The following is an 11,746-nucleotide window of genomic DNA, read 5'->3' on the forward strand; positions in this document are numbered from 1 at the left end:
ATGGAGCAGACGCCAGAGCGCGGGCACGCCTGTGAAGATGCTTTCTGTCAGGATGTCCACTCGCGCCTACACGCATTTTTGGATGGAGAGTGTGATTCGGAGGAACGCCGCTTTCTCGAGGAACACATTCACAAATGCCCTCAGTGCTTGGAAGAGTTCGGTTCCGAGCAAGCTATACGACGGCTGCTACGCCGGTGCTGCCAGCAACCTGCCCCTGAGGACCTCCGTCAGCGCATTACCACTCGGATTCGCGTGTCCTATACGCGGGTGGAGTACCGCAGGTAGCTGCTGGCGGCTAGGTTTTGGTGCGTCATCTTTTGGCGCGTATTCCTTTGATGCTTAATGCGATGTTGCGTAATACGGTAATGCGGTAATGCGTAATGGGAAAATCCCAGGTCACGGTGATGTGGCCTGGGATATTTTTGTGGAGCTATTTGTGGAGCTAAGGGGAATCGAACCCCTGACCTTCGCATTGCGAACGCGACGCTCTACCAACTGAGCTATAGCCCCATTGCTTTCGAGCAACCTAGCTGGAGCTGCTGTAAAAGCTCTGTTTTCAGACGTTACTCCGGTGGGGTTTGGGCTCCAAACTCGCTGGTAAGGTTCTGGCGGATGGTTAATCCGGAAAGCGAGGATGCGGTATCGACGAGGCATCGAAAAGGTGTTGAAAGTGACTAGGTTTATGACAAAAAATCGCGGGTGAATTCAATTCATGTGTCATAAACCTAGTCACTTTCAGACCTGCTACCCGTTGAGGTATCCGCTGGAGGCATAAAAAACTCCACCCCGTCCCTCGGTGCAATACCGAGTTGTGTCGGGGTGGAGTGAGATATCTTAGCCGGTGATGGCTAAGACTGCTGCAACTAAGGGCAACTTAGCTGTTGGGACGCTTGCCGTGGTTAGCCTTGTTCTTACGGCGGTCCTTGCGCTTACGGCCACGCTTGCTCATAGCTGGGCTCTCTTTCTATCGGGTTAAACAGGTATCAACCGGTATAGATTACACGGTGAGGGGTAAGTCTTTTAATTAGACTGCGGTGCTGGTGCGAGTGCGACGAGTGCGGCCACGGTTGCGACGGCGCTTCAGTGCGCGACGCTCGTCCTCGCTCATGCCGCCCCAGACACCTGCATCCTGGCCGGTCTCAAGTGCCCAAGCCAGGCACTGAGCAGTAACAGGGCAGCGGTTGCAAACGACCTTGGCCTTTGCAATCTGGGCCAGAGCCGGGCCGGAGTTACCGACCGGGAAGAACAGTTCCGGATCCTCTTCACGACAAACGGCCTTGTGACGCCAATCCATGACAAACTCCTAAAACATTACGAGCCCCGGGTGAGGGCAGGATTAAATTTCCTTGCGGGAAGGCAGCTCCGGAAATGGATTTCGTCAGACACGACAAATCGCCGTATCTCAACGAGGGTTGGGGTTCATTCCCGGTTGCCCAGGGGTATTAGGCATCTTGGGAGAGGCTATCTATTCCATCGTCTATGCGAATTGAAAAGTAGTGGGGTCTCACCAAAGAGTTCGTGCCTAAAAAGGCGAGACTTGCATGGTTGCACATCTAGTGAAGTGCGTGCCTGTCTCGCTGACGATTTACATGTTTTCATGACTGGGGCAGTTCGTAAAGAGCAAAATGAATAAAAGTGCCAAACCTCACAGAAAAGTGAAGTTTTGGTTAAAACGCCAGGTCAAAACTAGCCCCTTGTGGGGGCGATTTTAGTTTTGGTAATTGCAGTAGTAAGGGTGTATGGCGCATTTTTGTTGGCTTGTCAGTAAACGGACGGCGCCTAAGATAGGTTGGCTTCGGTCTTTTGGCGCGTGCTGAACAGTCGGCGGGTGCGATCCATGGCCTTTTTGGTCACCACAACGAGCAACCGCTCGTCCGCGGGGCGCGTAGCAACTTTCTTGGTGAACTGTTCCTCGGTGTAATCGTCGGCACGCGCCACAAAATTGATGGCGCCTTGCTTAACACGGATGACGAGGGAATCGCACTGATCGATGTACTCGCCGTCCAACTGGAGACGAAGTGGGGCAGTAGCGGTGAGCTCGATGCGCTGGGCGTTGTCGACGCGTCGTTCGAGGGCTTCGACGTGAAAGGAGGAACGCAGTCGGGTGAAGAAACCGGCCAAATTGGCGGCGGCGACAAGCCCCGTCACTCCCTTCAAGGAAGTAAAGCCATAAAAACCCAGGCCCCTGCGTAGTGACACCGTGGGGTTGGTGACGATGGGGAGGTCGCCGAGGAATGTCCAGGGATTGGAGTTGGACACTACGGCCATTGCGAGATCACGGCCAAATTCCTTGCCGTCGATAGCTGCGGTGATTTGTGGCGGGTTTTTGCGCAACTGGTTCCATGCGGTGAAAACTGCCGGCAAATAGCGCACAGCTTTGGCGCGGGTACCGTTTCGCCGGAGTTGTTCCATGGTGGAGATGACTTCCGCATCGATGCCGATACCGGCATTGACGACGAAGCATCGTTCCGCTGCATGTCCAACGCTGATAGTGCTGCGGGTGCGGGAGCGTAGCAGACTTGCGATGTACCACGCGGCATCTACGGGGTCGCGGGGAATACCCAACGCACCTGCCAAGACGTTGGCGCTGCCGGTGGGAATTGTTGCGATGGCAGGCAGGTCAGTGGCGGGCGGTGCGGAGAATGGATTGGAGTTCATGAGCCCATTGACAATCTCGTTAATGGTTCCGTCGCCGCCGAGGGAAATAATGACGTCATAATCGCGAACCGTTTTTCCCGCCACCATTTCCGCAGCATGGCCAGGGTAGGCGGTAAACATGGATGTCAAGCGAATCCCCTCGACCGAGCGAAGCGCCCGCACAACGCCGGGCATGCGTCGAGCAGTGTTACTGGTCGAATTCGGATTGGAGATTAGCAACGCACGCACAGGCACCAAGATTAGTGCATGAGCAGACTTGTGATGGGTGCATTGGCCGACTTGCCTCCAGGGTGTATTCATCGGTTCGCACCGGGCTAACATGTAGGGCGTGAGTAACCAGAAAAACAGCAGCAATGCGCCCAAATCGCGTACTACCGAACAGCTTGCGACAGCCGACGGGCCGATGGCCGCACCTCAGGTTGTCATGGTCGGTGCGTGGATTGGTGTCGCCGAATGTGCCCTCGGTCTGGGCTACGGAATCTTCCTTCTCATTCGTGATTTGATGGGGTACCGTGACGAGGCCGCGGTTATTTCCGGTTGGGGTACCGCGCTGTGGTTTCTTCTCATTTTCGGGGCTGTTCTCGCTGGTGCGATTATGTTGCTGCGTGGCGCCCGGTGGGGGCGCGGACCGATTATTATGCTCAACCTCTGCTTGCTGGGGGTGGCCTATTACATGTTCCGCTCGAGCGCTTTTCTGCTGGCTCTGCCGACGGCGGCAGCTTCAATTGCGGCGCTGGTCTGTATGTTTAGTCCGAAGGCAATTGACTGGGCTGCCCGCTCTTTTTAAATTTCGATGACGAACGCGTCGACTGACTCACCGCGCTGAACCAGTAGCGTGTCACCGACAACTGCAAGGCGCACGGGCAGTTCCGGCTTGTCCGCATCATTTGCATGAGTGGACTTCGCAGCTGCAGGCAACGGGAGTGTGCCGATAATTTCGAGAGTTGAGGCATTCAATACCGCGACTCCGTCAGCGACTGGCATGAAAACATGCTCCCCCCATGGAGCTGGGGTGCCTGTGGCCTCAGGAAACTCGAAATCCGGTGCCAGGGTGCTCGGACGGAAGCCAAGTAATCCACGTGGCGACCACCACGTCATGTGATGGGGAAGATCCGTTGTAAAAGGCGCACGCGGGGCATCGCCGTCGGAGTTAGCTTCCGCCGGTGCTGGGCGCAGGGTAGTCTCATCCAGCGCCAATTCAGTCAGCATCGTGCCGTCCATACGAAAAACTCGGATGCGATTGTCTGACAGTACCGCCGCCGTGTCCTGGCCAATCGATACCAGCGACATATCTGCAGTTGCCGGACCAAGGTCAATATCGCTCTTGACCTCCGGCTTCCGAGATTCCTCCGGATTTGCCGCCTGCATGACCAGGCGTCCGTGACCATCGCAGTTGTTTACGACGGCCAGCAGCTCCACGCGCGTGAGCGCACTGATAATCGAACACTCCGGATGCGGCTGCATCTTCGGTTCTGGAGACGCTGGAATCTTGCCGTACTCGACTACTCGGACCAGGTCAGAGCGCCACAGCTCCAGGAATCCAGAGTCGTAGACACCCGCGTATGAGTTCGAGCGCACGGCGGCAGGGCTGTCAGCCGCAATCGATTTACGGGTCGCGACATACTGCCCCGAGTCGGGCTTGAGTGCAACGGTCTCACCGCAGCCAGCTGCCCCACGAAAAGTCGCGAAAACTTGGCCATCACTGCCTGAGAGCGCACAAAGCGGAATATCTCGTCGATAGTGCCAGCGCTCCGTGCCGTCGTTAAGCGAGATAGCACGCACGCCCCGGTCCTCAGCAACGATGAGGGAGTTGTCCATCACCAGTGGTGCCGGGGAGATGGTGTGCGTGCTTGTGCTTGTCGACGATTCGGTGGACCACACCGGCCGGAGAGTATGTGGCATTGCCTCCGGATCGTTTGCGGTCGGGGCTTGCGCGGTGCTGCTCGTCCGTACCGTGGATTCAGTGCGATCGACCTTGCGAGCCGGAGAAGCGACCCATGTCCAACCGATGACTAGCACTACGGCGATGATGAGAACTACTGATGCGATTCGATTGCGACGCAGTCGGGTCTCTGCAGTGGTGGACTCAGCGTTGGCTTGTGGTGACTGCGTCACGGTTGGAATGTCCTGTCGACGAGTGGGCGTGGCGAGAGGTGAGGTGGGGGAGTTGGCACGCGCAGCAGCCTAGCTGCGACGATGAGAATTGGAGTGGCCGTCCCGCCTTGAGCTGCGTCCTTGGCCGCGATTGCGATGATGGGACTGTGAGCGGTTGTTTCGCGGGTCTCTTCCGCCACGCCCGCGAGGTGGTCGGGAACCCAACACCGGGCGGGCTGGCCCGACCTTCTCATCGATTCCCTCGGGGATGTCTAGAGCTTCGGCGAGCTCGGGGGAGGTGGAAAACCACGTCGGAATCTCGGCCATGTCCAGGTCGAGAGCATCAGAAATAGCCTTCCACTTTGCGGTCTCATCCCAGCCGACGAGCGTAACGGCGACACCGCTGTGTCCCGCGCGGCCGGTGCGGCCGATGCGGTGGACATAGGTCATTTCGTCATCGGGCACCTGGTGGTTGATGACGTGGGTGACATCGTCGATATCGATACCGCGAGCCGCGACATCGGTTGCGACCAGGACGTCGACGTCGCCATTGCGGAACGCCGTCAGCGAGCGCTCACGTGCAGGCTGGCCCATGTCGCCGTGGACGGCGGTGACCAGGAAGCCGCGTTCGCCGAGCTGCTCAGCAACGGAGGCAGCACCACGCTTCGTACGAGCAAAAATGATGGTGCGACCACGACCGTTGGCTTGCAGGATGCGGGCAATGACCGAGACCTTATCCATCTGGTGCGATTGGAAAACAATCTGTTTAGTGGTCTCGTGGACTGCGGCCTCTTCCTCGCCTGATTCAGCGCGGATGTGCACCGGGCGATTCATAAAGGTCCGTGCGAGAGTCAGAATTGGGCCCGGCATTGTTGCCGAGAAGAGCATGGTCTGACGTTCAGTCGGCACTGCAGCCAGAATCTTCTCGATGTCCGGCAGGAAGCCCAAGTCGAGCATTTCATCGGCCTCGTCGAGAACCAAAATCTTTACGCCTGACAGCTCTAGATTATTGCGCTGGTAAAGATCGATGAGACGGCCGGGAGTACCGACGATGATGTCCACACCGCGGTCTAGCTGTTCAATCTGTTCCTCATAGGGGCGGCCACCGTAAATGGTGCACACACGCAGATTGGTTGAGTGCGCAGCGCGGGCCAAATCCTCGCCGACCTGCACACATAGCTCACGGGTGGGAACGATGATGATTGCGCGGGCAGTGCCATCCGGTTCTGGAATGCGGGCGTCATCAAAGACGCGGTCAATAAGCGGGACACCAAAACCAAGAGTTTTTCCCATGCCAGTACGGGCTTGGCCGATGATGTCCGTGCCGTCGAGTGCCAAGGGCAGCGTCAGTTCCTGGATGGCAAATGTGCGGGTGATTCCTTCGTCGGCGAGTGCGTCGCAGATTTCCGCGGCGACCCCCAATTCGACGAATGTCGGGGACTGGGACTCTGCCACGGCGACTCCTTTGCTGTTTGTAACCTCACGTGACACGACGGCTTAATCGGTCTCTCTAATCCTAGCCGCTTTGGGAATGGTTATGATGTCACCTATGGACTTCACTATTGGATTTGCAGACAATACGCGTGAGCTGAACATTGAAAACGTCGCTGGTGGTGAGGAGGTCAAGGCTGCGATCTCCCAGAAGCTGGCTGCTGGCGAAGGTGTGATTGAGCTCAGCGACGGCGCTGGTCAGGAGTACCTGATTAATGCTGCCAAGGTCGCCTACGTCCGTACCGGTAACAACGCAGACCGTAAGGTTGGCTTCTTCGCCTAATGACGCAAGAACCCTTTCTCGTACGTATTGCAAGGAGTTGGGGGTGGCGAGCCTATGCCATCCCCGTACTTGTGGTGCTCACAGTCATCATTCTCTTCGACATCTTCACTGCTGAAGATGATTCTTCAGGTTCCGGCAATGGTACCGTCGCCTCGCAGAGTGGCAATGGTCTCCCTGGCCCGGTTCCCGGTGAGGGATACGGTGATGGTTACGAGGGAGGGCAGTTGCCACCCGGTCCGGCCTTTGCCACGGAACCCTCGGGAAATTTTAAAGATGTCACCGTGGCGCATCCCCGTGTCGGGGAGGGGCGCCACAATGCGGTCAGGTATTCCGTGGAAATTGAAGACAACATTGATGTTCCTTCGATTGGTGGCGAGCGCGCCTTTGCAGAGACGGTGAACTCGATTCTGGCCGATCCACGTGGCTGGACAGCTAATCCAAATTTTTCTTTCGAGGCGGTGTCTCGTGACCAGGATCCGACGATTGTCGTGCAGCTTTCCGCGACTGGAACCGCACATCAGCTGTGCGGTAACACCTTGGGAATGGAGACCTCCTGTTACCTGTCTGGGCAGCGGGAAGGTGAGCCTGGGCGCGTGGTCGTCAGTATCGCCCGGTGGGTTCGAGGCGCCCTGCCTTTTGAGGGGGACCTGGGACTGTATCGCCAATACCTTATTAATCACGAGGTTGGTCACGGACTTGGGTACGCGGTTCACGAGCCCTGTCCGAGGGACGGCGGTATCGCGCCAATCATGATGCAGCAGACCCTGAGCGTGTCGAACAATGAACTGCACGAAATCGACAGCAGCGAGGTCTATCAGGTCGATGGCAAGACGTGTTCTGTCAACGGCTGGCCGTACCCGTTTGGGGCGGACGACGATACGGCCGCACCGACTCAGAAAGCAAGGTAGTAGCAGATTATGATCGCCACTCCTCCCGACCGGGTTTTAGAGGCCTTTGGCGCCGTGGGTGAGCCGCATCGTGCCGGGCGAGCTTGGGACAATGGCTGGGTCTACGACGATTCCATTGTCCTTTCGCCGGTACATAATTCGGCGCAGGCGCTGTGGTCTGCAAAGGTTCGCAGTGCGCTAGATGTCGATGGCGTCCGAGTGGCGAAATCCGTGCGTACCAGTGACGGCCGCTTGGTTATTGCTGGGTGGCAGGCTCGTCATTTCATTCCGGGGGGATTCGCGCCACGTGCCGATGAAACCATTGTTGCCGCTGGTCGCGTGGAAGAGTCGCTTGCCAGTATTGAACGGCCACAGTTCCTCCTCGATAAGGAGCCCGATTACTTCGTCATGTGTAATCGCGCAGCTTGGGACTCTGACCCAATCGGCATCCTCGAGCAGCTTCTCGACGCGGATAGCGTCCCCCGCGCCGATTGTGCCGAGGCTCTCACGATCTCCGGTGATCTTCTCCAGCTGCGGGCAGAGATGGTTGTGCCAACGGAGCTTCTGCAGGTCTGTCACGCAGACCTCGTCGGCACGCTGCTTTACGACGGCACGGCCGCCCCGGTTCTCACCGATATCGTGCCAGCGTGGCATGTCCGTGGTTGGACAGCTGCCTTGGCGGCAGTGGATTGTCTGTCCATGATGGGGGCTGATGAGGAGCTGCTGCGGCGCTTCGATCACCTGCCGGATTTCGGTCAGTTACTCGTTCGTGCGATGTGTTATCGACTTTTTGTCCACGCTGTTAGTCCAGAATCGCAGCCGGGTGCGTATCGCGGTCTGTTCCGCGCGACTTCGCTAGTTCGCGCGTTCGTGTCTAAGTAACGCCGGGCAGTATTTACAGGCGTTTATGGGGGGGTATTTTTCTCCCCATTTCGAATTGGTGTTCGAGTATTGGTCCGGGGGTTGTGCCACAATGGTGCACATGAACGTAGATGGAATGCCGAAGGTTCGGTTCGTCCAGGAGGAACCTCCTCGTCGTCGGCAGTGGTTGGGTACTGCGGTAGAGGCGCTCTTCCCTTCCCATAATCAGGCTCTCGTGGTAGAGAACAAGCTCGTAAACCAGCCTGTTGTGCGCGTTTTAGGCGGCCCAGGGACGGGCAAGAGTTCGCTGCTGGCAGATCTTGCGGTGGACTACATGCAGGCGGGCATTCCGGCGGACAGCATTTTGGTCGTGTCACAGTCAAAAGAGGCCGCTGCGGAATTGAGGCGGGATATTGACAGGCGTTTTGCCTCTGAAATGGGGGAAAGCGGTTCGGTCGGGGCCGGCCAAGGTGGCATGGTGCGTGCCGTGCATTCACTTGCCTATGCAGTAGTACGTGATGCCGCCGTCAGTCGGGGAGAGCCTGAACCATCGTTGACCACTGGGGCACGCCAAGATGCTGTCGTGCGGCAACTTTTGGCCGGACATGCGGAAGATGGTGGTGTGTATTGGCCAGAGCGGTTGCGCCCGGCTCTTCCATTAGTCGGTTTTTCCCGTGCAGTTCGTGACTTTCTGCTGCGCGCAGCTGAGCGGGGGATTGATGCCCCGAGGCTTCAGCAGCTCGGCGTGGACTATGGCATTGAATCGTGGTGTGCGGCTGGCAAGTTTATGGCGGAGTATCAGCAGACTATGCGGTTGGCGTGGGAGCCCAGCCTGAACGCAGCAGAGATTGTCTCTGCGGCGTTGATGGAGCTGGATGCAGACGCTCAAGCACTGGCTCGGTGGGGAAAGTCGGTGGTGCTGGTCGATGATGCTGAACACCTATCCCCGGAAGCTGCGCGCCTTGTGGATCGGTTTGTGTCGCAGGCGGCGGTAGCCGTCATTACTGGTGATGAAGATCAATCGGTATTCCACTTCCGCGGTGCTAATAATGACTATCTCCGGGGGACTGGTGAGGCCGAGTACAAGGAAATCCACTTGCAGCAGTCTTACCGCTGTAACGCTGATATAGCCGATTTAGCGAACGCAGTTTCTCAGCGCTTGCCTAAGGCTCCTGCATACCGTGGCATTGTAGGTTCAGTTGGAACACAAGAAGCTCGTGAATCCGAAGTTGGAAACAACAGCGATACCGTCGCAGCGGAAAATTCGTGTGCAGCTAAAAGTGCAGTAAAAATAGCTATTCATCCCTCTGAACGTGCACAGCGAGCCACAGTCGCGGACTACTTCCGGCGCCTTCATATTGATGAGGGGATGGCATGGAAGGATATGGCGGTCATCGTCCGGTCAGGTGCAGGGGAGTCCTCTCTGTTCCGTGCTTTGTCGCGTGCGGGTGTGCCTGTGCAGATTGACCCAACGGACATCGTGCTGAGTCATCAGCGATTGGTGCGAGCGCTGATGGTGGCGTTGCGGGCGACTATGAACCAGCTCGATGACGTGGAGTGGGACGAGTTCCTCTCCGGCCCATTGGTCAACATGGATCCGATTGTCAAAGAGCGTCTGCTGCGCGGAATCCGAAAGGCCGATCTGTTCGGCGGGGCCGCGATGACTCAACTTATCGGAATCTTGAAGGCAGGGGGACTCACAGCTGAGCAGCTGGAGCTTATTGAGTCTCTGTCGCAGCGTGAACGTCAGGCGCTGCAGGTACCGCTGGATCTGTTGAGCGCGGCGCGTGAGGCGTTGCGCGATGGTGTGGAAGCAACTTTGTGGGCAATTTGGCAGTCCACTGGTTTGGCAGACCATCTGGTGGCGGCATCGTTGCGCGGCGGTACAGCCGGAGCATCGGCTGACCGCGATTTGGATGCTGTGATGGCACTGTTCGACTTTGCTGGTGACCGTGTGGAGCTGAATCCAAAACTGACGGTTGACGGTTTTATCGCTTCCGTGGAAGAGCAGGAGCTGCCCATCGGCGCACGTGACCGTAGCGGGGTAGAGCGCGATGCCGTGCGCATTCTCTCAGCGCATGCCGCTCTGGGCAAGCAGTGGAAAGCAGTAGCAGTTGTCGGAGTCCAGGAAGGCCAGTGGCCCAGCCTCGGTGTGACTGGCTCGGTGATGAAGCAGAACGAGTTCATCGGTCTCGTCGACCACGGAATTGAGCCGCGGGAGTACATCAATTCCATGGCCGATGCGCTGGCGGAGGAACGTCGTTTGCTGCACGTCGCGGTATCACGGGCGAGCGACAGGGTACTGCTGACCGCAGTCGATTCTCCTGACGATGTTGGAGTCCCCAGTCCGTTTATTATCGAGCTCGTTGAAAAGCTCGGTAATTCGGCGACGGAGCTGGCGAACCAGTCGGAAGCCTCGTCGGCTGCGAACGGAGGCGGGGCGACGGCTAATGAAGCAAACGCCGGCAATCCGGATGTTGCAGAGGCAGAAGATGTCGCATGGGCCGGTGAAGGCCTGCCACGGGTGCTCTCTGTGGAGTCACTGCTGGCAGAACTGCGTGCAGCCGTTGTAGACGATGCGGAGACTGAGACGCGGCGTCGACAAGCTGCACGTCAACTCGCGCGTTTGGCGCAGGTTGAGGTTGCTGGCGCACATCCAGACACCTGGTGGGGGCTCCGTGCACCGTCGACGTCGAAGCCGGTAAATGACAAGAAGCCGATGAGAATCAACCCCTCCAAGGTGGAAGCAACCCTGAGTTGCCCGCTGAAGGCCATGTTGGATAAATCAGCACCGACATCGGCCATGTATCTGGGCTCTCTACTGCATCAGGCGGTAGAAGCAGTAGCCAAGGGAGTGACTGTGCCTGAGGCGCAGTCCGAGATTCGGCGTGTTTTTGGTGACCTGTCCGATGATCCGGAGTGGCGTAAGCATACTGAGGAAGAGACCTGGTTGACCGGGCTGGAGGATTGGCAGCGGTGGATTTCGACTAAGAACGATATCGGAACCGAGGTTCCGGTAAAAGTCAACATCAACGATGACATCGTGATTGTCGGACGAATCGACCGGTTGATTGAAGACGCTGATGGTGCAGTTCAAATCGTCGATATTAAAACCGGTAAGACAGCGCCCTCCGGTAAAGAAGTAGAAGGACACGCACAGCTAGCTACATATCAGCTGGCGCTGTCGAAGGGGAAGCTCGTTGAAAGCGGAGATGGGCTTGCTGTGAACAACGGCGAAGGCATTGAACAATCTGGGGCATACCTGGTATTTCCGCGAAAGTCACACAATAAGACCATTATCACTAGCCGAGAACAGTCAAAGCTCACGGAAGACAAGTTGGCTGACTGGGAGCGTCGCGTGGAGCAGGTAGCACGTGCGACGTCTGGCCCGCGTGCCTTGGCGCTCGCTGGTGATCATTGCAAATTCTGCACGCTTTCGAAGGCGTGCCCGGCAGCAGAAGGGAATCGGTAG

Annotated in this window: 11 protein-coding genes and 1 tRNA gene; 6 read left to right on the forward strand and 6 right to left on the reverse strand. The window is 57.5% G+C overall.

Annotated features, from left to right (window positions below; genetic code table 11):
• Positions 1-285, forward strand: a complete 285-nt coding sequence (rsrA, locus tag HMPREF2787_RS11395) for a mycothiol system anti-sigma-R factor (RefSeq protein WP_038629430.1) — start codon at positions 1-3, stop codon at positions 283-285.
• Between the two features lie 152 nt (positions 286-437).
• Here rsrA and HMPREF2787_RS01365 read toward each other — a convergent pair.
• The 4 genes from HMPREF2787_RS01365 to HMPREF2787_RS01375 all read right to left on the reverse strand — a co-directional run bounded on the left by HMPREF2787_RS01365 (position 438) and on the right by HMPREF2787_RS01375 (position 2,886).
• Positions 438-510 (reverse strand) — tRNA-Ala (locus HMPREF2787_RS01365).
• Positions 511-874: 364 nt separating this feature from the next.
• The gene (locus tag HMPREF2787_RS11400; protein WP_014300525.1) at positions 875-949 is read right to left on the reverse strand and encodes a 50S ribosomal protein bL37; all 75 of its coding nucleotides are present in this window, start codon (positions 947-949) and stop codon (positions 875-877) included.
• 75 nt (positions 950-1,024) lie between these two features.
• Entirely contained in the window at positions 1,025-1,294 is a 270-nt protein-coding gene (locus tag HMPREF2787_RS01370; RefSeq protein ID WP_005511107.1) for a WhiB family transcriptional regulator, read from the reverse strand.
• A 485-nt stretch (positions 1,295-1,779) separates the two neighbouring features.
• Positions 1,780-2,886: a diacylglycerol/lipid kinase family protein gene (locus HMPREF2787_RS01375; RefSeq protein WP_246824127.1), complete on the reverse strand. Its 1,107-nt coding sequence runs from the start codon at positions 2,884-2,886 to the stop codon at positions 1,780-1,782.
• 100 nt (positions 2,887-2,986) lie between these two features.
• On the opposite strand from HMPREF2787_RS01375, the gene HMPREF2787_RS01380 reads away from it, so the two are divergent.
• Entirely contained in the window at positions 2,987-3,445 is a 459-nt protein-coding gene (locus HMPREF2787_RS01380) for a hypothetical protein (protein ID WP_246824129.1), read from the forward strand.
• Here the strand turns inward: HMPREF2787_RS01380 and HMPREF2787_RS01385 are convergent.
• Both HMPREF2787_RS01385 and HMPREF2787_RS01390 read right to left on the reverse strand, forming a co-directional pair.
• A complete protein-coding gene (locus HMPREF2787_RS01385) occupies positions 3,442-4,773 on the reverse strand; it encodes an Rv3212 family protein (RefSeq protein ID WP_070858159.1) in 1,332 nt (443 codons plus the stop codon). The two genes, HMPREF2787_RS01380 and HMPREF2787_RS01385, sit on opposite strands and share 4 nt — an antisense overlap.
• 69 nt (positions 4,774-4,842) lie before the next feature.
• A complete protein-coding gene (locus tag HMPREF2787_RS01390) occupies positions 4,843-6,207 on the reverse strand; it encodes a DEAD/DEAH box helicase (protein ID WP_070858160.1) in 1,365 nt (454 codons plus the stop codon).
• Positions 6,208-6,301: 94 nt separating this feature from the next.
• On the opposite strand from HMPREF2787_RS01390, the gene HMPREF2787_RS01395 reads away from it, so the two are divergent.
• From HMPREF2787_RS01395 to HMPREF2787_RS01410, 4 genes are all read left to right on the forward strand, one after another.
• A complete protein-coding gene (locus HMPREF2787_RS01395; protein WP_241482081.1) occupies positions 6,302-6,526 on the forward strand; it encodes a DUF3107 domain-containing protein in 225 nt (74 codons plus the stop codon).
• Positions 6,526-7,434, forward strand: a complete 909-nt coding sequence (locus HMPREF2787_RS01400; RefSeq protein WP_070858161.1) for a DUF3152 domain-containing protein — start codon at positions 6,526-6,528, stop codon at positions 7,432-7,434. Before HMPREF2787_RS01395 ends, HMPREF2787_RS01400 begins: the two co-directional genes overlap by 1 nt.
• Before the next feature lie 9 nt (positions 7,435-7,443).
• Positions 7,444-8,295 carry a TIGR02569 family protein gene (locus HMPREF2787_RS01405; protein WP_070858162.1) on the forward strand — a complete coding sequence of 284 codons (852 nt, stop codon included), beginning with the start codon at positions 7,444-7,446 and terminating at the stop codon, positions 8,293-8,295.
• 100 nt (positions 8,296-8,395) lie between these two features.
• Entirely contained in the window at positions 8,396-11,746 is a 3,351-nt protein-coding gene (locus HMPREF2787_RS01410) for an ATP-dependent helicase (protein WP_246824131.1), read from the forward strand.

The organism is Corynebacterium sp. HMSC061H03 (genome assembly GCF_001838215.1).
In the GTDB taxonomy this organism is placed as follows: domain Bacteria; phylum Actinomycetota; class Actinomycetes; order Mycobacteriales; family Mycobacteriaceae; genus Corynebacterium; species Corynebacterium jeikeium_D.